This is a genomic window from Pseudomonas sp. UF-293, from assembly GCF_058245595.1.
Genome location: NZ_JBSICA010000040.1, coordinates 1 through 19,700 on the forward strand (window position 1 = coordinate 1; position 19,700 = coordinate 19,700).

Here is a 19,700-nt window from a genome sequence, read left to right on the forward strand (position 1 = left end):
GCGGTATGTCTGGCAGTATCAAAGGTGACTGACACACCGCTTTCGCGAGCAAGCCCGCTCCCACAGGGTATTTGCGTCATGGCGGTAATCGCGCTCGCGGATATCTGACCCACAGGTTTACAATCCACGCTCCTGATCAGGAGTAATCCCGTGCTGACTCATCTCGATTCCCAAGGTCGCGCCAACATGGTCGACGTCACTGAAAAAGCCGTGACGTTCCGTGAAGCGACGGCTCAAGCGCTGGTGCGCATGCTCCCTGAAACCCTGCAGATGATCGTCAGCGGCGGCCACCCCAAGGGCGATGTGTTCGCCGTGGCGCGCATTGCCGGGATTCAGGCGGCGAAGAAAACCAGCGATCTGATTCCACTGTGCCACCCGCTGATGCTGACTGGCGTCAAAGTCGAACTCAGCGCCGAAGGCGAAGACAGCGTGCGCATCGTCGCCCGCTGCAAGTTGTCCGGGCAGACCGGCGTCGAGATGGAAGCACTGACTGCCGCCAGCGTCGCCGCCCTGACCATCTACGACATGTGCAAAGCCGTCGATCGTGGCATGACCATCGAAAGCGTGCGTCTGCTGGAGAAAGTCGGCGGCAAGAGCGGCCACTTCCAGGCGGAGCAGCCATGAAACTGACCGTGAAGTTTTTTGCCCGCTACCGTGAAGCGCTGGGCGTGGATTCGGTTGCGGTTGAAGGCGATTTCGCGACCATCGATGACGTTCGCGCACTGCTTGCGCAACGTGATGGCGCCGAGGTCTTGAGCGAGCAGAACCTGATGTGCGCGCGCAACGAAGATCTCTGCCAGCTCGACGAGCCGGTGGTCGATGGCGACGAAGTGGCGTTTTTTCCCACCGTGACCGGAGGCTGAACATGGCGATTCGCGTGCAGGCCACGCCGTTCGATCCGGGTGCTGAAGTCAATGCGATGCACGCGGCCAATGTCGGCGTTGGTGCGGTGGTGAGTTTTGTCGGTTACGTACGCGATTTCAACGATGGGCTCGACGTGGCCGGGATGTTTCTCGAGCACTATCCGGGCATGACCGAAAAGGCCCTCGGCAAGATTGCTGTCGAAGCCGAGCAGCGCTGGCCGCTGCTGAAACTTGAAGTGCTGCACCGCATCGGCGCGCTGGAGCCGGGCGAACCGATCGTCTTCGTCGGCGCCGCCAGCGCCCACCGCCAGGCCGCATTCGATGCCTGCGCCTTCGTCATGGACTACCTGAAAACCCGCGCGCCGTTCTGGAAGAAAGAAAACACCAGTGATGGACCACGTTGGGTCGAAGGGCGCGACAGTGATCATGCGGCTGCGGATCGCTGGAAAAAGTAATTCCTGTAGCGTCCTCTGGTCAGTCTTCGCGAGCAGGCTCGCTCCCACAATTGGAAAGCGTTCCCTTGTGGGAGCGAGCCTGCTCGCGAAGGCGTCATCTGTGACACCGAAAATCCTCCCCTCTCTACCCGATTGACGATTTGTACCTGAGAGTCCAGTATGGATTTCCAAGTACAAAAAAAGCTTCTGTCTTGCAGCTATCAGCTTGCCGCTTGTAGCTGCCCTTCTTCGCCAAACCAACAACAACCCGCGAGAGAACGGACATGAAGAAACTTCCCCTCATCACCGGTCTGGCTCTCAGTCTGCTGGCCTGCTCCAGCGTCTTCGCCGCCGAGAAAACCCTGCGTATCGGCATCGAAGCGGCCTATCCGCCATTCGCGTCGAAAACCGACAAAGGTGAAATCGTCGGGTTCGACTACGACATCGGTAATGCCCTGTGTGCGCAGATGAAGGTCAAGTGCGTGTGGGTTGAAGGTGAGTTCGACGGGCTGATTCCTTCGCTGAAAGTGAAGAAGATCGACATGGCGCTGTCGTCGATGACCATCAACGAAGATCGCAAGAAGTCGGTGGATTTCAGCCACAAGTACTACTTCACTTCCTCGCGTCTGGTCATGAAGGAGGGCGCGACGGTGGATGATCAGTACGCCAGCCTCAAAGGCAAGAATGTCGGTGTGCAGCGCGCGACCACCACCGATCGTTATGCCACCGAAGTGTTCGAACCCAAGGGCATCAACGTCAAGCGCTACAGCAACAACGAAGAAATCTACATGGACCTGGCGGCGGGGCGCCTCGATGCGATTTTCGCCGACACCATTCCGCTTAACGACTTTCTGTCGATGCCGCGCGGCCAGGGTTATGCGTTTGTCGGGCCGGAGCTGAAGGACCCGAAGTACGTCGGCGAGGGTGCCGGGATTGCCGTGCGCAAGGGCAACGGTGAACTGGTCAGCCAGTTGAACAGCGCCATCGACGGGATTCGCGCGAGTGGCGAGTATCAGAAGATTTCCGAGAAGTATTTCAAGGCCGATATCTACGGCGACTGATAAAAAGATCGCAGCCTTCGGCAGCTCCTACATGGGAATGCGTTCTCCTGTAGGAGCTGCCGAAGGCTGCGATCTTTTGCTTTTCAGCCCTTCAATTCCTTCAAATGCTTGTACACCGTCGCCCGCCCCATGTTCAGCACATTGGCCACGTAGTTCGAAGCGCTCTTGCCCTTGAACGCGCCCTCGGCGTGCAGTGCCAGCACCAGTTCGCGTTTGTGATCGCGGGTCAGCAGATTCAGGCTCAGCTGCCGTTCGCGCAGCCAGGCGTGAAGGAAGGTGTTGATGCGCTCCTGCCAGTCATCACGGAACAGCGAGTTCGGCTGCGGAATCAGTTTGCTCGGTGACAGAAACAGGTCCAGCGCCGCTTTGGCGTTCTCGAACAGGGAAATATTCAGATTGATGCACAGCACCGCCAGCGGACGACTTTCGCTGTCGCGCAGCACGGTGCTCAGGCTGCGAATTTTCTGACCGTCCCAGTTGAGCTTTTCGTAGGGGCCGATATTCCTGTCGCTGACATCCTTGCTGAGCATGTCTTCCAGCGATGAATCGTCGCCGATCTCGCGCTTGGACAGGTTATTGGCAATGTAGTCGACCTTCTGAGTGCGCAGGTCGTGCAGCACCACCTCGGCGTGCGGAAAGAACAGCGTAGCGATGGCGTCGGCGATGGCGCGGAAGTTATCCAGCGCCGGGTCGAATTCGGGGGCAGTCATGACAGTGGAGCTCCAGGCAGCGTCAGCGCCCCTTGTGCCGGGGCGCTGCGAGTGTGCCGCAATCTTTTGGGCGAGTCGATGCGATCAAGCCAGTCGGGCCGGGGAGAGCATGGCGCTGTCCAGACCGAATTCATGCAAGTGTTCAGGTAGCGGTTCGCCGCGCACCAGCGCCGCACTGGCCTGACCCATCGCCGGCGACGTCTGAATGCCGTAACCGCCCTGCGCGGCGACCCAGAACAGCCCCGGTATTTGCGGATCGAAGCCGCTGAGCAGATCACCGTCGGCGACGAAACTGCGCAGGCCTGCCCACGTGCGGGTCGGGCGGCGGATCGTCAGCGTGGTGGCCTCTTCGATCTGATAAATGCCCATGGCGATGTCGAGTTCTTCCGGCTGCACATCGTGTGGTTCGACCGGATCAGCGTTGGCCGGCGAGCCGAGAAACATGCCGGCGTCGGGCTTCATGTAGAAGGATTCGTCGAGGCTGACCAGCATCGGCCAATGATGAGTGTCCACACCCTCAGGGCCGGCAAAGATAAATGCGGCGCGGCGTTTCGCTTGCAGCCCCAGCGGCTGCGCACCGGCCAGGGCACCGATTTTGTCGGCCCAGGCACCGGCGGCGTTGATGATCACGGGGGCGCGGAACGTCTCGCCATTGGTCTGCACGTGCCACAGGCCATCGGCTTCGCGGCGCAGGCCAAGCACTTCGCAATCGGTGCGCACTTCGCCGTGGTTGCGCCGAATGCCGCGCAGGTAACCCTGATGCAGCGCATCGGTGTCGATGTCGCAGGCCGAAGGATCGTAGATCGCGCCGTGGACTTTGTCCCGGCGCAGGATTGGCAGGCGTGCGCAGGCTTCGTCGGCGCTGAGCAGTTGCATCTGCGGCACGGTGGCTTTGGCGCTGAGGTATTGATTGTTCAGCTCGGCGGGATCACCGATGAAGTCGACGGTCATTTCGCCACGCGGGGTCAGCAGCGGATGCTCGCAGAAGCCGCTTGGAGGATGGTCGAAGAACGCGCGGCTGGCCTGAGTCAGTGCGCGTACCTGTGCGGTACCGTAGGCTGCGGTGTACAGCGCAGCGGAGCGTCCTGTGGAGTGATAGCCGGGATGGGTTTCACGCTCGAGCACGATCACTTTGCCGTGCGGCGCCAGCCAGAACCCGGTGGAAGCGCCGGCAATCCCGCCGCCGATGATGATGAAATCTGCGTGGCTCATGAAAACTCCCAAGTTATCGAGAACCCTGTAGGAGCTGTCGAGTGAAACGAGGCTACGATCTTTTGATCTTGATCTTGAAAAAAACAGGATCAAAAGATCGCAGCCTTCGGCAGCTCCTACAGGAGATGTGTGGTGTCAGTGGTGCAGGTGATAAACCGCATTGGCGAGGGCAATGTCTTCCAGGCCCAAGCCGATTGAACGGAAGAACACGTGACGGTCGTAACCCGGGCGCTGCACTTTTTCGCTGAGCAAGTCGGCGAGGTCGCCGACAATCGAATCCTTGCTCCAGCCATGCTGTTCAGTGGCAATCAGCATCTCACCTGCCGACCCCGGCGTGGTCTGACGATAGTCGCAGAACACCTGCATGTCGCTGAGGCTTTGCGCTGGTACTTCATGGGCGCGGGGGGCGTTGGTGCTGATCGAGGTGATCAGCGCCGGTTTGCTTAACGTTGCAGGATCAATCACCGGCCCGGCCGACGAGGTGCAGAGCATGATCACATCCGCGTCGGCAACGGCGGTCTCGCAGCTGTCGGCAATCTTCAGTGACGGCGCGATGGACTTCAACGCAGCCTGTGTTTCCGCATCTTCCAGCAGCGACGGCGAGTACACGTTGATACTTTGCCAGTCGCGCAAGGTTCTGACGTAATGCAGATGCGCCTGAGCAACTTTGCCACTGCCGATGATCGCCAATCGTTGAACGTTCAACGGGGCGAGGGCGTCGACCGCCACCGCTGTGGTCGCGGCGGTACGTGCGGTAGTCAGTTCGCCGGCATCGCAGAGCAACAGCGGCTGACCGGTTTTCATCGACATCAGCAGGGTCCAGGCCGTCACCAGCGCACCCTGCTCACGCACGATGTACGGCGAAGTCTTCACTCCGTAGACACCATCCTCCGCCAGCACGCCCAAGTAGTTGATGAAGTCGCCGGCGCCCTGCGGGAATTCCACCAGTTGCTGCGCCGGCTGCATTGCGTTACCGGCCGCCAGATCGCGGAACAGCTTGCGCAGGATCTGCGGCACATCGATACGCGCCAACAGCTCATGGGCCCGGGCTTGATCGATCACGTAAGGCGTAGTGGACATTTCGCGCTCCGAAACTAAACTTATTTTTCCATTATGGACTTTTAGTTTGGCTGGGCAACCATCAGGCGTAAAAAAAGCGCAGTCCGTTTCCGGCTGCGCTTTTTCGTATCGCGACGCTTACTGTGGACGCTTGCGCTCAACCGCACGCAGCAGATGCGTCGGCGGGGTTTCGCAGCTGATCTTGCGACCGAGTTTTTCTTCGATGGACGGCAACTGGTAAGAGTCGTCCTCGCCGGCAAAGCTGATCGACACGCCGTCAGCGCCGGCACGCCCGGTACGGCCGATGCGGTGCACGTAGTCGTCCGGGACTTCCGGCAGGGTGAAGTTGATCACGTGGCTGATGCCGTCGATGTGGATGCCGCGACCGGCGACATCGGTTGCGACCAGCACGCGAATCTTGCCTTCGCGGAAACCTTCCAGAGTCTTGATGCGCTTGTGCTGCGGCACGTCGCCGGACAGCTGCGCGGCGTTGATGCCGTCACGCACCAGGCGCTCTTCGATGCGGCGCACTTCGTCCTTGCGGTTGGCAAACACGATGACCCGCTCCCAACCGTTATCGTTGACCAGGTTGTAGAGCAGCTTGTATTTGTCGGCAGCGGCGACGGCGTAGATGTGCTGCTCGACGTTTTCATTGGCGACGTTGGTGATCTCGATTTCGACGATGGCCGGGTCGGTGGTCCATTGCTTGGCCAGATTCATCACGTCTTCAGTGAAGGTCGCGGAGAACAGCAGAGTCTGGCGCTCGGATTTCGGCGGGGTCTGACGAATGATCTGCCGCACCTGCGGGATGAAACCCATGTCGAGCATGCGGTCGGCTTCGTCCAGCACCATCACTTCGACCATGTCCAGGTGCACGTCGCCGCGCTGGTTGAAGTCGAGCAGGCGGCCCGGCGTCGCAACAAGAATGTCGCAGTGACGCGCTTCGAGGTGCTTGAGCTGTTTGTCGAAATCCATGCCACCGACGAAGGTCATTACGTTGAGGCCGGTGTATTTGGTCAGGTCAGCGGCGTCCTTGGCGATCTGCACCACCAGCTCGCGGGTCGGCGCGATGATCAGCGCACGCGGCTCGCCCATATAGCGCTCTTTCGGCGGCGGCGTTTGCAGCAATTGGGTGATGATCGAGATCAGGAACGCGGCGGTCTTGCCGGTGCCGGTCTGCGCGCGGCCGATGGCGTCTTTGCCGGCGAGGGTGAAGCCCAGCACCTGCGCCTGGATCGGCGTGCAGTAAGGAAAACCCAGATCCTGAATGGCGTGCATCAGTTCCGGTGCAAGTTTGAAATCGTGAAAGCGGGTTTTGCCTTCCTGTGGCTCGACGACGAAGTCTTCGAGTTTCCATGGTATTACCGGTGCCTTGGGCTTCGGTTCGCGACGTGGTCTGGCCGGTTTCGGCGCTTCGCTGTGCGCAGTCTCGGCGGCAACAGGCGCGGCCGCAGCGGGTTTTTCTTCTGGCTTCGGTTTCGCTATGGAAGCGGGGCGGTCGGCCTGCGGGGCATCGGTGCGATGACCGGGGGCGTGCGACGGCGCACTGGGAACTGGCGCGAGCTGCTCAGCCTCGCTTTTACCGAACATTTTCTTGAGTGCTTTGAGCACGGTCATCTCATCAGTTGGTTAAGGAGTGTACGCCGGCCAGTGTAATGCAAGAATCGGGCGCGGCGTAGTAGGAGGGATCAATGGGCGGGCATTGCTCGCGAATCAGCGCAGGCGTTCGCTCAGCCAGACGCCGACGTCGCGAATCTCTTCAGGTAACACTTCGTGCTCCATTGGGTATTCCTGCCATGTCACGGTGACACCATGCTTCACCAAATGCTCATAGGCACTGCGTCCCATCGAGTTCTGCACCACGCCATCGAACTGGCCGTGCAGACACAGCACCGGAATGCGCTGCTGACTGGCGGATAACTCCAGTTCGTCGCTGAACGTCGGCGCGTAAGTCGACAGCGCCAGCACCCCGCCCAACGGTCCCTGCCATTTCAGAAAAGCGGTGTGCAGTACCACCGCGCCACCTTGCGAAAACCCGGCAAGAAAAATCCGCGAGGCGTCTATTCCGCTGGCGCGCTCGTTTTCGATCAGTTCGATGATGCGGTCTGCCGAAGCTTCCAGCTCGTCGCGGTCGATCGCCCGGGCCGGGCTCATGGCTTTGATGTCGTACCAGCTGGGCATGGCATATCCGCCATTTATCGTCACTGGACGCGTCGGTGCCTGCGGCAGGACAAAACGCGTGCTCAGCAGGCTTTCCTGCAACGCCTCGGCCACCGGCAGGAAGTCGTAGCGGTCGGCGCCGAGGCCGTGCAGCCAGATCACGCAGGCGTCTGCGGGCTTAACAGGCTGAAGAATCAAGGGCTCGGTCATGTCTGCTCCAAAAATGTGCGGGCGCTCTCATTGAGTGCGTGATTGAAGTGCGCGCCCGGTTGATCCGTTAACAAGATGTCGCAAGGTTACAAGTTTAGCTATTGACGTGTCGCGCAATCACTTCGGCAAGCGGTGTGGTACGGCGTTTGCTATGGAGCTTTGCGTACGAAGCATCCGTTGCGCGGCGGTAACACTATCAGTGTCAGTCGCGCGATGGGATAGCAACGAATCCGGTGATGGATGTTCGCCAATGGCCGCTACGGGCTTAGCGAACGTGAAAGGGCTACAGCCCGTTCGGCCGATTGGTGAGAAGTGAGTGATCCATGATGTGGATTTTCTCCTACTAGACTCATAGCGAAGGTCTTACGTCGGTTGACCCCAAAAAAAGCCAACACGGGTCAACAACGCCTCAAAAGGGTGCGACAGGACTCAAGCTCCGACACAACAAGAGCAAAACTGGAGGTTTGAATGAAGATGTTGAAATCCACTCTGGCGGTCGTGACTGCTGCAGCAGTACTCGGTGTCAGCGGGTTCGCTCAGGCGGGTGCAACCCTGGATGCGGTACAGAAAAAAGGTTTCGTGCAGTGTGGCGTGAGCGACGGTCTGCCGGGCTTCTCGGTACCGGATGCGACCGGCAAGATCCTCGGCATCGACGCCGACGTCTGCCGCGCTGTGGCCGCAGCCGTTTTCGGCGACGCCAACAAGGTCAAGTTCAGCCAGTTGAACGCCAAGGAGCGCTTCACCGCGCTGCAGTCCGGCGAGATCGACATCCTGTCGCGCAACACCACCATGACCAGCTCCCGTGACGCGGGCATGGGCCTGAAATTTCCGGGCTTCATTACCTACTACGACGGCATCGGCTTCCTGGTGAACAACAAGCTGGGCGTGAAGAGTGCCAAAGAGCTGGACGGTGCAACCATCTGCATCCAGGCCGGTACCACCACCGAACTGAACGTTTCCGACTACTTCCGTGGCAACGGTCTGAAATACACCCCGATCACTTTCGACACCTCCGATGAAAGCGCCAAATCGCTGGAATCCGGTCGTTGCGACGTGCTGACCTCCGACAAATCCCAGCTGTTCGCCCAGCGCAGCAAGCTGGCTTCGCCGAAGGACTACGTGGTTCTGCCGGAAACCATTTCCAAAGAGCCACTGGGCCCGGTCGTGCGTAATGGCGACGACGAGTGGCTGGCCATCGTGCGTTGGGTAGGCTACGCGCTGCTCAATGCCGAAGAAGCCGGCATCACTTCGAAGAACGTCGAAGCTGAAGCCAAGTCGACCAAGAACCCGGACGTGGCCCGTATGCTCGGTGCTGACGGCGAATACGGCAAAGACCTGAAGCTGCCGAAAGACTGGGTTGTGCAGATCGTCAAGCAGGTCGGCAACTACGGTGAAATCTTCGAGAAAAACCTCGGCAAGAGCACTCCGCTGGAAATCGACCGTGGCCTGAACGCCCTGTGGAACAACGGCGGCATTCAGTACGCACCACCAGTGCGCTAATGGTTCTATCGCCCGGCGGGCCAACCGCCGGGTGATGTTCTTGTTCCATTTCTTCCGGGGCACTTCATGCAAAATTCTATCGGCGCACCAAAGCAGAGGTTCAGCCTCAGCGATCCACGAGTGCGTGCGTGGCTATTCCAGATCATCACCGTTGTGGCGGTGGTCTCGCTTGGCTGGTACCTGTTCGACAATACCCAAACCAACCTTCAGCACCGGGGCATCACCTCCGGTTTCAGCTTTCTGGAGCGCAGTGCCGGATTCGGCATCGCTCAAACCCTGATCGACTACACCGAAGCGGACAGTTACGCGCGGGTGTTTGTCATCGGCCTGCTCAATACCCTGTTGGTGACCTTTATCGGCGTGATCCTGGCGACGATCCTCGGTTTCATCGTCGGTGTAGCGCGGCTGTCGCAGAACTGGATCATCGCCAAGCTGGCGACGGTGTATGTGGAAGTGTTCCGCAACATTCCGCCACTGCTGCAGATCCTGTTCTGGTACTTCGCGGTGTTCCTGACCATGCCGGGGCCGCGCAACAGCCACAACTTCGGCGACACCTTCTTCGTCAGCAGCCGTGGCCTGAACATGCCGGCCGCAATCGCCGCTGACGGCTTCTGGGCCTTCGTGGTCAGCATCGTGCTGGCGATCGTCGGCATCGTGCTGATGTGCCGCTGGGCCAACAAGCGCTTCGAAGAAACCGGCGTACCGTTCCACAAGTTCTGGACTGGCCTGGCGATTCTGTTGGTGATCCCGACCCTGTGCGCGCTGATCTTCGGCGCTCCGCTGCACTGGGAGCTGCCTGAGCTCAAGGGCTTCAATTTTGTCGGTGGCTGGGTGCTGATCCCGGAATTGCTGGCGTTGACCCTGGCGCTCACCGTGTACACCGCAGCGTTCATCGCTGAAATCGTGCGTTCCGGGATCAAGTCGGTCAGCCACGGTCAGACCGAAGCGGCGCGTTCCCTCGGCCTGCGCAACGGCCCGACCCTGCGCAAGGTGATCATCCCGCAAGCCCTGCGCGTGATCATTCCGCCGCTGACGAGCCAATACCTCAACCTGGCGAAAAACTCCTCGCTGGCCGCCGGTATCGGCTATCCGGAAATGGTTTCGCTGTTCGCTGGCACCGTGCTCAACCAGACCGGGCAGGCCATCGAAGTGATTGCCATCACCATGAGCGTGTACCTGGCGATCAGTATCAGCATTTCCCTGCTGATGAACTGGTACAACAAGCGCATTGCGCTGATCGAGCGGTAAGGAAAAGCGCATGAGTACTCATACTTTCAAACCCGACATGCCTCCACCCAACAGCAGCATCGGTGTGGTGGCGTGGATGCGCGCGAACATGTTCTCCAGCTGGCTCAACACTCTGCTGACCCTGTTCGCGTTTTACCTGATCTACCTGGTCGTGCCACCGATCCTCAGTTGGGCGATCGTCGACGCCAACTGGGTCGGCACCACACGCGCCGACTGCACCAAGGAAGGCGCCTGCTGGGTGTTCATTCAGCAGCGTTTCGGCCAGTTCATGTACGGCTACTACCCGACCGACCTGCGCTGGCGCGTCGACCTGACCGTGTGGCTGGCGGTCATTGGCGCAGCACCCCTGTTCATCTCGCGCGTGCCGCGTAAAGCGGTGTACGGCCTGAGCTTCCTGGTGCTGTACCCGATCATCGCCTTCACTTTGCTGCATGGCGGTTTCGGTCTGACCACCGTGCCGACCAGCCAGTGGGGCGGCCTGATGCTGACCCTGGTGATCGCCACCGTCGGCATCGCCGGAGCATTGCCGCTGGGCATCGTGCTGGCGCTGGGGCGACGTTCGAACATGCCGGCGATTCGTGTGGTCTGCGTGACCTTCATCGAGTTCTGGCGCGGCGTGCCGTTGATCACGGTGTTGTTCATGTCCTCGGTGATGCTGCCGTTGTTCCTGCCCGAAGGCATGAACTTCGACAAGCTGCTGCGGGCGCTGATCGGTGTGATCCTGTTCCAGTCGGCCTACGTTGCCGAAGTGGTGCGCGGTGGTCTGCAGGCGATTCCCAAAGGGCAGTACGAAGCGGCTGCAGCGATGGGCCTCGGTTACTGGCGTTCGATGGGCCTGGTGATTCTGCCGCAAGCGCTGAAGCTGGTGATCCCGGGTATCGTCAACACGTTCATTGCGCTGTTCAAGGACACCAGTCTGGTGATCATCATCGGCCTGTTTGATCTGCTCAACAGCGTCAAGCAAGCCGCTGCCGACCCGAAATGGCTGGGCATGGCTACCGAAGGCTACGTGTTCGCCGCCTTGGTGTTCTGGATTTTCTGTTTTGGTATGTCGCGCTATTCCATGCATCTGGAACGCAAGCTCGACACTGGCCACAAGCGTTAGGAGTTCTCTGTAAATGAGCGAAGCAATCAAAAAGCCTGTGGGTCCGGAAGGCATCATCCAGATGCAGGGCGTGAACAAGTGGTACGGCCAGTTTCACGTACTCAAGGACATCAACCTCAACGTCAAACAGGGCGAGCGCATCGTCCTGTGTGGCCCTTCGGGTTCCGGTAAATCGACCACGATCCGTTGCCTGAATCGTCTGGAAGAACACCAGCAGGGCCGCATCGTCGTCGATGGCGTGGAACTGACCAACGACCTCAAGCAGATCGAAGCGATCCGTCGCGAAGTCGGCATGGTGTTCCAGCACTTCAACCTGTTCCCGCACCTGACCATCCTGCAGAACTGCACCCTGGCGCCGATGTGGGTGCGCAAGATGCCCAAGCGCAAGGCCGAAGAAATTGCCATGCACTACCTGGAACGCGTACGCATTCCGGAGCAGGCGCACAAATATCCGGGGCAACTGTCCGGCGGTCAGCAACAGCGTGTGGCGATCGCCCGCGCCTTGTGCATGAAGCCGAAAATCATGCTGTTCGACGAACCGACTTCAGCACTCGATCCGGAGATGGTGAAGGAAGTGCTCGACACCATGATCGGTCTGGCCGAAGACGGTATGACCATGCTCTGCGTGACCCACGAAATGGGCTTCGCCCGCACCGTGGCCAATCGCGTGATCTTCATGGACAAGGGCGAAATCGTTGAACAGGCCGCGCCGAATGACTTCTTCGACAATCCGCAGAACGATCGGACCAAGTTGTTCTTGAGTCAGATTTTGCATTGATGCCAGCCAGGCATTGAAACAAACCCGGACTCAGTTCCGGGTTTGTTTTGTCTGGGCTCATCTGGCCAGAACAGTTTCCCGATCCGGGTGACGAGTTTCCAGAAGCTGCTTGAGACCGTCATCTGTGTGAAGTGCCTGAATTTCCTCTAGCAGATCGGGATGACGATCCAGAAGCCGCATCAGTGTGAACAACGGCTGCGGCGGAGCCAGTTCGCCGCGTTCATATCGTGAAAACGCATTATGCCCACCTCCTGACAGCCACTTCACCGCACTTCTTTGAGTGAGATGGAGCTTTCGGCGAATACGCTTCATCTCGGTACCGATCAGCCCAAGTACGTCTTCGAGTAATTGATCGCCGGCATCTACGTAGCGCTCGGCACTGTCGGTGCCACTGTCAAAAATGATTTCGCCACAGACCCTGCACTCCCAGCCGGCCAGATGGTGTACGGGCCGCGAAAACTGTTTGTAATTGACCTCGAGACTGCGATCTTGAAAGTGATGCATTGCGTGTTCGGTGCCGCAAGTCAGGCATTGCCTCTTGCTCATGTGTTTTTCTCCTTGAAGGAAATCACCGGAGAACCACCGCTGATGCAGTAGGTCACTTTGATGTAGATCTCCCGATTTCGAAACGATACGTGGTAGACGTCGTGCCAGTTCCGATGGTTGGAATACGACGTCATGGATTTGTAGAGCATCCGCCGCTCAAGCGTACCCACAACCTGCATCATCACTTTCCAGGACATGCCCATGTCCCGGCCTGTCTCAAGTGCATAACGTGTAAAGGCTTCTTTGCCTCGTCTAACTACTTCGGCCTTTACGACTGCCAAGTCGTAATGGGGTGTGTTCTTTTCCATAAGAAGCCAAAACCCTGTCCCTGAAATTACCCTTAAAGGGTAATTTTGACCAATCGAAAATGCCGCTCCATGTGTCTCCGATTGACCCTAGGTGGTTGCCGTCCTACATGGGTCTGACTAACATGTCGGAAAATTCATCCTATGATTGGATGAAAAGGCGAGGCTCATGTCTGAAATTTCCCCTTTGATCAAACGATCCCTGGTCGATCAGGCTTTGGATCAACTGCGTCAGCGCATCAACAGCGGTGCGTGGCAGGTCGGCGAGCGCTTGCCTACCGAGCCGGAGCTGTGTGCCGAACTGGGCATCAGCCGCAATACGGTGCGTGAGGCGATGCGTGTTCTGGCGTTCTCGGGATTGATCGAAATTCGTCAGGGCGACGGCAGTTATCTGCGCGCGGTGGTCGATCCGCTGGATACGCTGAAAGCCTTGTCCCGCTGTTCGTTGGAGCAGGCCCGGGAGACCCGACACATCCTTGAAGTCGAGGCCATCGGCCTGGCGGCGTTGCGCCGTACCGATGAGGATCTGGCGGCGCTGCGCGAAGCGCTCGGCACCAGCGGCAGCCACTACCACGGCGATCTCGACACCTATATCGCCTGCGATCTGGTGTTCCATCGCCGACTGGTCGACGCCGCGCATAACCCGACCCTCAGTGAGCTGTATCGCTATTTCTCCAGCATCGTCGGCGCGCAATTGCGCCAGACCCTGAATATCTCCCCGCGCCGTCAGGAAGTGTTCGATCTGCACATCGACTTGCTCGATGCGGTCGAGCAACGCGACCCGGAACGGGCCAAAGCCTTGTCGAGGCAACTGATCAATGAACCTTGAAACCGAGAAAACCATGTCCCGCAGTGAGTTATCCACAGCGTCGCAACGCTCCCCCGAACTTGAAGAGTTGCTGATCGATGCCGAGGCGGATGACGAGCAGGTGCAGCAAAGCCATCCGGTGGTAAAACGCCCATGGCTGTTGCTGCTCGGGCTGATTCTGGTGGCACTGAACCTGCGCCCGGCGTTGTCGAGCATGGCGCCCTTGCTCAGCGAGGTCTCCAGAAGTCTCAAGTTGTCTGCGGCGCAGGCGGGATTGCTGACCACGTTGCCGGTGCTGTGCCTGGGCTTGTTCGCACCATTGGCGCCGATCCTTGCGCGGCGGTTTGGTGCCGAGCGCGTGGTGTTGGGAATTCTGCTGACACTGGCCGGGGGGATTATCCTGCGCAGCAATTTCGGTGAGATCGGGTTGTTCGCCGGCAGCGTCCTTGGCGGCGCCAGTATTGGCATTGTCGGTGTGCTGCTGCCAGGCATTGTCAAACGCGACTTCGCCAAACATGCCGGGACCATGACCGGCGTCTACACCATGGCCCTGTGCCTGGGCGCGGCAATGGCCGCGGGTTCGACCGTGCCGCTGAGTGAACACTTCGGTAACAGCTGGGCGATGGGCCTGGGGTTCTGGGTAATTCCGGCATTGGTGGCGGCGGTATTCTGGTTGCCACAAGTCGGCTCGAAGCACGGTGCGCACAACGTCGCTTATCGCGTGCGCGGGTTGCTGCGGGATCCGCTGGCCTGGCAGGTGACCTTGTACATGGGCCTGCAATCATCGCTGGCCTACATTGTGTTTGGCTGGTTGCCGTCGATCCTCATCGGGCGCGGGCTGACACCGACTCAGGCTGGATTGGTGCTGTCCGGCTCGGTGATCATTCAACTGGCCAGTTCGCTGGCCGCGCCGTGGCTGGCGACCCGTGGCAAAGATCAGCGTCTGGCGATCGTTGTGGTCATGGCGCTGACCTTGGCCGGCCTGTTCGGTTGCCTCTATGCACCGATCGAAGGTTTGTGGGGCTGGGCCATTCTGCTCGGGCTGGGGCAGGGCGGTACGTTCAGTCTGGCCCTGACCCTGATCGTGCTGCGCTCACGCGACTCCCATGTCGCGGCGAACCTGTCGAGCATGTCCCAGGGCTTTGGCTACACCCTGGCGTCCATGGGGCCGTTTGCCGTGGGCGTGGTGCATGACTGGACCGGCGGCTGGAATGCGCTGGGCTGGATTTTCGGCATTATCGGCGCCGGTGCGATCCTCGCCGGGCTGGGTGCAGGGCGCGCGTTGTATGTGCAGGTGCAAAGCGAAAAGATCTGAATGCACTGGGTGCGAATGTGGGAGCGAGCCTGCTCGCGAAAAGGCTGTTTCGGTCAACATAGATGCTGAATGTTGAATTGCCTTCGCGAGCAGGCTCGCTCCCACAAGGGTTTTGCGTATTGCCGATAGTGTTTCTGCGCGCGGCAGATTATGGTGCTGGCAATCTGTACCTATTTTTTTGGAGACTGCCTTGAGCGAAGCCCATAGCGCCCTGATCAACCGCTTCTACCAAGCCTTTCAGCGCCTTGACGCAGAAGCCATGGCCGCCTGCTACACCGATGACGTGGTCTTCAGCGATCCGGCCTTCGGCGAGTTGCGCGGGCGCGATGCCGGCGACATGTGGCGCATGCTGACTACCCGCGCCAAGGATTTTTCCCTGACCTTCGACAACGTCCGCGCCGACGAGCGCACCGGCGGCGCGCATTGGGTGGCGACTTACCTGTTCAGCCAGACCGGCAATGTCGTGGTCAACGATATCCAGGCGCGCTTCGTCTTCCGTGACGGCAAGATCTGTGAGCACCACGACCACTTCGATCTGTGGCGCTGGTCGCGGCAGGCGTTGGGTTTCAAGGGCTTGCTACTGGGCTGGACGCCGCTGGTGCGCAACGCCGTGCGTGCTCAGGCGCGCAAGGGCCTGAAGGCATTTCAGGCCGGGCGCTGATAAGATCGCCGCCTGTTTTCCTACACGTTCAGATCACCCAAGTGACCAGTCTTAGCGAACAATCCGTCGATGCTGCCGAGCCAGTGAGCAAATCCTGGTTCGTCTACCTCGTGCGTGCCGCCAATGGCTCGTTGTATTGCGGAATCAGCGACGACCCGGTGCGCCGTTTCGCCAAGCACCAGAGCGGCAAGGGTGCGCGGTTCTTCCTCTCCAGCCCGGCGATGGCGCTGGTTTACACAGAACGTTGCCAGGACAAGAGCGATGCTCTGCGTCAAGAACGGCTGATCAAGAAGCTGCGCAAGAGCGCCAAGGAATGCCTCGTCGCGTCTTATCAATCTGACTGATTGGTTCCCATCAGGCAGATCGGTAGGCCTGCCAGGTAATGCACGCTAAGCTGCGGATTCACTTTTCCAGCGGCGGAGCCGAGCATGTCCGAGTTGATTCTGCACCATTACCCGACCTCTCCATTTGCCGAAAAGGCCCGCCTGCTGCTGGGCTTCAAAGGCTTGTCCTGGCGTTCGGTGCATATTTCCCCGGTGATGCCAAAGCCGGATCTGACCGCCCTGACCGGCGGCTACCGCAAGACCCCAGTGCTGCAGATCGGTGCTGACATCTATTGCGACACCGCGTTGATCGCTCGACGCCTGGAACAGGAAAAAGCCCTGCCGGCGTTCTTCCCCGAAGGCCAGGAAATGACCAGCGCCAGTTTTGCGGCGTGGGCCGACTCGGTAGTGTTTCAGCACGCGGTGAGTCTGGTGTTCCAGCCGGAATCGGTGGCCGTGCGTTTCGGCAAATTGCCGCCGGAAGCGATCAAGGCATTCCTGGCCGATCGCGCCGGTTTGTTCAGCGGTGGCAGCGCTACGCGTTTGTCTGCCGAGCAGGCCAAGCATCAATGGCCGACGATCATGGCGCGCTTGGAACAGCAGTTGCAGCGCGAGCAGGGCGACTTCCTCTTCGGCGAGCCTTCGATTGCCGACTTCGCGCTGGCGCATCCGCTATGGTTCCTCAAGGCGACCCACGTCACGGCGCCGCTGGTGGATGAATATCCGGCGGTTGCGGCGTGGCTGGGTAGAGTGCTGGGGTTCGGCCATGGCGCAGCGAGCGAGATGTCTTCCGCCGAGGCACTGGAGATCGCGCGTAACGCGACGCCGGCGGGATTGCCCGATGAGCAGTTCGTTGATCCGAACGGCTTCAAGGCGGGCCAGCAAGTGGCTATTGCCGCTATCGATTACGGCGTCGACCCGGTGGTCGGTGAGTTGCTGTTTGCCGGTAGCGAAGAGTTGATCATTCGCCGTGAAGACGAGCGTGGCGGCGTGGTGCATGTGCACTTCCCGCGCTTTGGGTTCCGTATCGAAGCGCGCTAAAAGCAAAAGATCGCAGCCTTCGGCAACTCCTGCACCGATCTCATGTAGGAGCTGCCGAAGGCTGCGATCTTTTGATCTTGATGTTATTTCAGGGCAGCGAGGATTTCTTCCGGATCAAACCCGCGAATCAACGTACCGTTCACATCGATCAGCGGAATCCCGCGTCCACCCAATGCCTCATACGCCTTGCGCGCATCGGCATCCTTCTCGATATCGAACTCCTTGAACGCAATACCCTTGCTGTCGAGAAAGCGCTTGGTCTGCTTGCAGTAGCCGCACCAGTCGGTAGCGTAGAGCACGACATTGGCCTGCGCCCGCGTCTGCTCCGAGACCATTTGCGAGGGGTTGAACACCCGCTCGATCTTGCCCCAGTTCTGATAGACCACGACCACCAGCAGCACCAGGGCGACTTTTTTCAGCACATTGCCGAGCATCAGTTACGCCGCTTCAACTGGTCGGTCAGCGAAGTCGGCAGGCCTTTGATGATCAGGGTGCCGTTCTCTTCGTCGTACTCGATCTTCGAACCCAGCAGATGCGCTTCGAAGCTGATCGACAGGCCTTCGGCGCGGCCGGTGAAGCGGCGGAATTGGTTGAGGGTACGTTTGTCTGCCGGGATCTCCGGCGACAGGCCATAGTCCTTGTTGCGGATGTGATCGTAGAAGGCTTTCGGGCGTTCTTCGTCGATCAGCTCCGACAGCTCCTCAAGACCCATCGGTTCGCCGAGCTTGGCCTGGCTGCTGGCGTAGTCGACCAAAGTCTTGGTCTTCTCCCGGGCCGAATCTTCCGGCAGGTCTTCGCTTTCGACAAAGTCGCTGAAGGCCTTGAGCAGTGTGCGCGTCTCGCCGGGGCCGTCGACGCCTTCCTGGCAGCCGATGAAGTCGCGGAAGTACTCCGAGACTTTCTTGCCGTTCTTGCCTTTGATGAACGAGATGTACTGTTTCGACTGCTTGTTGTTCTGCCACTCCGAGACATTGATCCGCGCTGCCAGATGCAATTGGCCAAGGTCGAGATGGCGCGAGGGCGTTACGTCGAGCTCGTCGGTCACCGCCACGCCTTCGCTATGGTGCAGCAGGGCAATTGCCAGGTAGTCAGTCATGCCCTGCTGATAGTGGGCAAACAGCACGTGGCCGCCCACGGAGAGGTTGGATTCTTCCATCAGCTTCTGCAGATGCTCAACCGCCACTTTACTGAACGCGGTGAAGTCACGGCCGCCTTCCATGTACTCCTTCAGCCAGCCGCTGAAGGGGAACGCGCCGGATTCCGGATGGAACAGGCCCCAGGCTTTGCCCTGTTTGGCGTTGTAGCTTTCGTTGAGGTCGGCGAGCATGTTTTCGATGGCTGCGGACTCGGCCAGTTCAGAGTCACGGGCGTGCAGAACTGCGGGCGTGCCGTCGGGTTTTTTGTCGATCAGGTGGACGATGCAATGACGGATCGGCATGGGCTTCTCGGCTGTTGGAAGGGAGGAGGGCAGGCTCCCCCGAAAAAGCGCTCAGTGTAACCGAATCTCCAGCCGAGGCTCTGCGTAGGAGCTGCCGAAGGCTGCGATCTTTTGATCTTGTTTTTGAAAAAGCAAAGTCCAAAGATCGCAGCCTTCGGCAGCTCCCACAGGGGGGCCAAGGCTTAAATCGACTCAAGCGGCCGGCCTTAAGCGGTTTTTTACCGATTTAGCGCAATAAAGCTGACCAAATGGGTAGCTAGAGGCGGATATTTCCTTGTCGCTGTGCTAGTTTTGCCCGGTCTTACGCGAAGTCACTGCGTTAAGCGTGCATTCAGCATTTGTCAGGTCGAACCAAACCCTGATTTCGGCATCTATAACCCGACTCGTCGTGGTTATCGCCGAGGGTGCCAGATCCAGAAGATCGGGCTCGATGGCTGACACTGCACTCTGCAATCCATATGAATTTGATAGGGAAGGAACACTACATGGCTCTTACTAAAGACCAACTGATCGCCGACATCGCTGAAGCTATCGACGCGCCGAAAACCACCGCGCGTAACGCTCTGGACCAACTGGGCCAAATCGTTGCCGATCAGCTGGAAAACGGCGGCGAAATCACCTTGCCAGGCATCGGCAAGCTGAAAGTGACCGAGCGTCCTGCCCGCACCGGCCGTAACCCTTCGACTGGCGCTGCCATCGAAATCCCTGCAAAGAAAGTGATCAAGCTGGTTGTGGCCAAAGGCCTGACCGACGCTGTGAACAAGTAAGACGCAGCGATAAAAAAACCGTGCTTCGGAGTGATCCGGGGCACGGTTTTTTTGTGTCTGTGATTCGTTGATGTCACCAAGGTCTTTGTGGGTGCACGTCCCGTAGGAGCTGCCGAAGGCTGCGATCTCTTGATCTTGTTTTTGCCAATCCAGGAC

General features: G+C 59.3%; 23 protein-coding genes. 14 read left to right on the forward strand and 9 right to left on the reverse strand.

All coding sequences use genetic code 11. The annotated features are described in order from the left end of the window. The first annotated feature begins 150 nt into the window (after window positions 1–150). From moaC to AC4IHP_RS25625, 4 genes are all read left to right on the forward strand, one after another. Window positions 151–624, forward strand: a complete 474-nt coding sequence (gene moaC / locus AC4IHP_RS25610) for a cyclic pyranopterin monophosphate synthase MoaC (protein WP_008080206.1) — start codon at window positions 151–153, stop codon at window positions 622–624. Continuing rightward, entirely contained in the window at window positions 621–863 is a 243-nt protein-coding gene (locus AC4IHP_RS25615) for a MoaD/ThiS family protein (RefSeq protein ID WP_460124210.1), read from the forward strand. Before moaC ends, AC4IHP_RS25615 begins: the two co-directional genes overlap by 4 nt. Window positions 864–865: 2 nt before the next feature. After that, window positions 866–1,318: a molybdopterin synthase catalytic subunit MoaE gene (moaE, locus tag AC4IHP_RS25620; protein WP_016771590.1), complete on the forward strand. Its 453-nt coding sequence runs from the start codon at window positions 866–868 to the stop codon at window positions 1,316–1,318. A gap of 263 nt (window positions 1,319–1,581) precedes the next feature. Continuing rightward, complete coding sequence (locus AC4IHP_RS25625; protein WP_490833050.1) at window positions 1,582–2,358, forward strand: ABC transporter substrate-binding protein; 777 nt, start codon at window positions 1,582–1,584, stop codon at window positions 2,356–2,358. Window positions 2,359–2,441: 83 nt separating this feature from the next. Here AC4IHP_RS25625 and AC4IHP_RS25630 read toward each other — a convergent pair whose 3' ends face one another. The 5 genes from AC4IHP_RS25630 to AC4IHP_RS25650 form a co-directional block, all read right to left on the reverse strand. Beyond that, the gene (locus AC4IHP_RS25630) at window positions 2,442–3,068 is read right to left on the reverse strand and encodes a helix-turn-helix transcriptional regulator (protein WP_490833051.1); all 627 of its coding nucleotides are present in this window, start codon (window positions 3,066–3,068) and stop codon (window positions 2,442–2,444) included. An 84-nt stretch (window positions 3,069–3,152) separates the two neighbouring features. After that, the gene (locus AC4IHP_RS25635; RefSeq protein ID WP_460124216.1) at window positions 3,153–4,280 is read right to left on the reverse strand and encodes an NAD(P)/FAD-dependent oxidoreductase; all 1,128 of its coding nucleotides are present in this window, start codon (window positions 4,278–4,280) and stop codon (window positions 3,153–3,155) included. 135 nt (window positions 4,281–4,415) lie between these two features. After that, window positions 4,416–5,360 carry an ornithine cyclodeaminase family protein gene (locus AC4IHP_RS25640; RefSeq protein ID WP_490833052.1) on the reverse strand — a complete coding sequence of 315 codons (945 nt, stop codon included), beginning with the start codon at window positions 5,358–5,360 and terminating at the stop codon, window positions 4,416–4,418. Between the two features lie 117 nt (window positions 5,361–5,477). Further along, the gene (gene rhlB, locus AC4IHP_RS25645) at window positions 5,478–6,956 is read right to left on the reverse strand and encodes an ATP-dependent RNA helicase RhlB (RefSeq protein WP_460124221.1); all 1,479 of its coding nucleotides are present in this window, start codon (window positions 6,954–6,956) and stop codon (window positions 5,478–5,480) included. A gap of 96 nt (window positions 6,957–7,052) precedes the next feature. Further along, window positions 7,053–7,709, reverse strand: coding sequence for an alpha/beta hydrolase (locus AC4IHP_RS25650; RefSeq protein ID WP_460124224.1), 657 nt, complete (start codon window positions 7,707–7,709; stop codon window positions 7,053–7,055). Between the two features lie 468 nt (window positions 7,710–8,177). Here AC4IHP_RS25650 and AC4IHP_RS25655 point away from each other — a divergent pair, with 468 nt between their 5' ends. The 4 genes from AC4IHP_RS25655 (at window position 8,178) to AC4IHP_RS25670 (ending at window position 12,340) form a co-directional block, all read left to right on the forward strand. Continuing rightward, window positions 8,178–9,209 (forward strand): amino acid ABC transporter substrate-binding protein, encoded by a 1,032-nt coding sequence (locus tag AC4IHP_RS25655; RefSeq protein ID WP_016771583.1) that lies wholly within the window; start codon window positions 8,178–8,180, stop codon window positions 9,207–9,209. Window positions 9,210–9,275: 66 nt separating this feature from the next. Further along, window positions 9,276–10,457, forward strand: coding sequence for an amino acid ABC transporter permease (locus AC4IHP_RS25660; protein WP_460124227.1), 1,182 nt, complete (start codon window positions 9,276–9,278; stop codon window positions 10,455–10,457). Window positions 10,458–10,467: 10 nt separating this feature from the next. Continuing rightward, window positions 10,468–11,562 carry an amino acid ABC transporter permease gene (locus AC4IHP_RS25665; RefSeq protein WP_490833053.1) on the forward strand — a complete coding sequence of 365 codons (1,095 nt, stop codon included), beginning with the start codon at window positions 10,468–10,470 and terminating at the stop codon, window positions 11,560–11,562. A 13-nt stretch (window positions 11,563–11,575) separates the two neighbouring features. Then, the gene (locus tag AC4IHP_RS25670; RefSeq protein WP_016771581.1) at window positions 11,576–12,340 is read left to right on the forward strand and encodes an amino acid ABC transporter ATP-binding protein; all 765 of its coding nucleotides are present in this window, start codon (window positions 11,576–11,578) and stop codon (window positions 12,338–12,340) included. Between the two features lie 57 nt (window positions 12,341–12,397). On the opposite strand, the gene AC4IHP_RS25675 is transcribed toward AC4IHP_RS25670, so the two are convergent. Both AC4IHP_RS25675 and AC4IHP_RS25680 read right to left on the reverse strand, forming a co-directional pair. Next, window positions 12,398–12,886 carry a type II toxin-antitoxin system MqsA family antitoxin gene (locus AC4IHP_RS25675; protein WP_490833054.1) on the reverse strand — a complete coding sequence of 163 codons (489 nt, stop codon included), beginning with the start codon at window positions 12,884–12,886 and terminating at the stop codon, window positions 12,398–12,400. After that, a complete protein-coding gene (locus AC4IHP_RS25680) occupies window positions 12,883–13,194 on the reverse strand; it encodes a type II toxin-antitoxin system MqsR family toxin (protein ID WP_490833055.1) in 312 nt (103 codons plus the stop codon). Before AC4IHP_RS25680 ends, AC4IHP_RS25675 begins: the two co-directional genes overlap by 4 nt. Before the next feature lie 166 nt (window positions 13,195–13,360). Here AC4IHP_RS25680 and AC4IHP_RS25685 point away from each other — a divergent pair, with 166 nt between their 5' ends. The 5 genes from AC4IHP_RS25685 to AC4IHP_RS25705 all read left to right on the forward strand — a co-directional run bounded on the left by AC4IHP_RS25685 (window position 13,361) and on the right by AC4IHP_RS25705 (window position 17,339). Continuing rightward, complete coding sequence (locus tag AC4IHP_RS25685) at window positions 13,361–14,020, forward strand: FadR/GntR family transcriptional regulator (RefSeq protein WP_262139228.1); 660 nt, start codon at window positions 13,361–13,363, stop codon at window positions 14,018–14,020. Next, the gene (locus AC4IHP_RS25690; RefSeq protein WP_490833056.1) at window positions 14,010–15,314 is read left to right on the forward strand and encodes a CynX/NimT family MFS transporter; all 1,305 of its coding nucleotides are present in this window, start codon (window positions 14,010–14,012) and stop codon (window positions 15,312–15,314) included. The genes AC4IHP_RS25685 and AC4IHP_RS25690 overlap by 11 nt, the downstream gene beginning before the upstream one ends. 190 nt (window positions 15,315–15,504) lie before the next feature. Continuing rightward, window positions 15,505–15,975, forward strand: coding sequence for a nuclear transport factor 2 family protein (locus AC4IHP_RS25695; RefSeq protein WP_490833057.1), 471 nt, complete (start codon window positions 15,505–15,507; stop codon window positions 15,973–15,975). Window positions 15,976–16,016: 41 nt separating this feature from the next. Continuing rightward, window positions 16,017–16,319 carry a GIY-YIG nuclease family protein gene (locus tag AC4IHP_RS25700; protein WP_434767794.1) on the forward strand — a complete coding sequence of 101 codons (303 nt, stop codon included), beginning with the start codon at window positions 16,017–16,019 and terminating at the stop codon, window positions 16,317–16,319. Between the two features lie 84 nt (window positions 16,320–16,403). Beyond that, window positions 16,404–17,339, forward strand: a complete 936-nt coding sequence (locus AC4IHP_RS25705) for a glutathione S-transferase family protein (RefSeq protein WP_460124245.1) — start codon at window positions 16,404–16,406, stop codon at window positions 17,337–17,339. 83 nt (window positions 17,340–17,422) lie between these two features. On the opposite strand, the gene AC4IHP_RS25710 is transcribed toward AC4IHP_RS25705, so the two are convergent. Together AC4IHP_RS25710 and yejK are read right to left on the reverse strand one after the other, a co-directional pair. Beyond that, window positions 17,423–17,773: a glutaredoxin family protein gene (locus AC4IHP_RS25710; RefSeq protein ID WP_490833058.1), complete on the reverse strand. Its 351-nt coding sequence runs from the start codon at window positions 17,771–17,773 to the stop codon at window positions 17,423–17,425. Next, window positions 17,773–18,777, reverse strand: coding sequence for a nucleoid-associated protein YejK (gene yejK / locus AC4IHP_RS25715; RefSeq protein WP_039759184.1), 1,005 nt, complete (start codon window positions 18,775–18,777; stop codon window positions 17,773–17,775). Before yejK ends, AC4IHP_RS25710 begins: the two co-directional genes overlap by 1 nt. A gap of 485 nt (window positions 18,778–19,262) precedes the next feature. Here yejK and AC4IHP_RS25720 point away from each other — a divergent pair, with 485 nt between their 5' ends. Beyond that, a complete protein-coding gene (locus AC4IHP_RS25720; protein ID WP_003221909.1) occupies window positions 19,263–19,544 on the forward strand; it encodes an HU family DNA-binding protein in 282 nt (93 codons plus the stop codon). The last annotated feature ends 156 nt before the right edge of the window (window positions 19,545–19,700 follow it).

Coding starts and splice junctions, on each gene's coding strand:
- AC4IHP_RS25615 (WP_460124210.1), top strand. CDS start 621: ATGAAACTGACCGTGAAGTTTTTTGCCCGCTACCGTGAAGCGCTGGGC.
- moaE (WP_016771590.1), top strand. CDS start 866: ATGGCGATTCGCGTGCAGGCCACGCCGTTCGATCCGGGTGCTGAAGTC.
- AC4IHP_RS25625 (WP_490833050.1), top strand. CDS start 1,582: ATGAAGAAACTTCCCCTCATCACCGGTCTGGCTCTCAGTCTGCTGGCC.
- AC4IHP_RS25630 (WP_490833051.1), bottom strand. CDS start 3,068: ATGACTGCCCCCGAATTCGACCCGGCGCTGGATAACTTCCGCGCCATC.
- AC4IHP_RS25635 (WP_460124216.1), bottom strand. CDS start 4,280: ATGAGCCACGCAGATTTCATCATCATCGGCGGCGGGATTGCCGGCGCT.
- AC4IHP_RS25640 (WP_490833052.1), bottom strand. CDS start 5,360: ATGTCCACTACGCCTTACGTGATCGATCAAGCCCGGGCCCATGAGCTG.
- rhlB (WP_460124221.1), bottom strand. CDS start 6,956: ATGACCGTGCTCAAAGCACTCAAGAAAATGTTCGGTAAAAGCGAGGCT.
- AC4IHP_RS25650 (WP_460124224.1), bottom strand. CDS start 7,709: ATGACCGAGCCCTTGATTCTTCAGCCTGTTAAGCCCGCAGACGCCTGC.
- AC4IHP_RS25655 (WP_016771583.1), top strand. CDS start 8,178: ATGAAGATGTTGAAATCCACTCTGGCGGTCGTGACTGCTGCAGCAGTA.
- AC4IHP_RS25660 (WP_460124227.1), top strand. CDS start 9,276: ATGCAAAATTCTATCGGCGCACCAAAGCAGAGGTTCAGCCTCAGCGAT.
- AC4IHP_RS25665 (WP_490833053.1), top strand. CDS start 10,468: ATGAGTACTCATACTTTCAAACCCGACATGCCTCCACCCAACAGCAGC.
- AC4IHP_RS25670 (WP_016771581.1), top strand. CDS start 11,576: ATGAGCGAAGCAATCAAAAAGCCTGTGGGTCCGGAAGGCATCATCCAG.
- AC4IHP_RS25675 (WP_490833054.1), bottom strand. CDS start 12,886: ATGAGCAAGAGGCAATGCCTGACTTGCGGCACCGAACACGCAATGCAT.
- AC4IHP_RS25680 (WP_490833055.1), bottom strand. CDS start 13,194: ATGGAAAAGAACACACCCCATTACGACTTGGCAGTCGTAAAGGCCGAA.
- AC4IHP_RS25685 (WP_262139228.1), top strand. CDS start 13,361: ATGTCTGAAATTTCCCCTTTGATCAAACGATCCCTGGTCGATCAGGCT.
- AC4IHP_RS25690 (WP_490833056.1), top strand. CDS start 14,010: ATGAACCTTGAAACCGAGAAAACCATGTCCCGCAGTGAGTTATCCACA.
- AC4IHP_RS25705 (WP_460124245.1), top strand. CDS start 16,404: ATGTCCGAGTTGATTCTGCACCATTACCCGACCTCTCCATTTGCCGAA.
- AC4IHP_RS25710 (WP_490833058.1), bottom strand. CDS start 17,773: ATGCTCGGCAATGTGCTGAAAAAAGTCGCCCTGGTGCTGCTGGTGGTC.
- yejK (WP_039759184.1), bottom strand. CDS start 18,777: ATGCCGATCCGTCATTGCATCGTCCACCTGATCGACAAAAAACCCGAC.
- AC4IHP_RS25720 (WP_003221909.1), top strand. CDS start 19,263: ATGGCTCTTACTAAAGACCAACTGATCGCCGACATCGCTGAAGCTATC.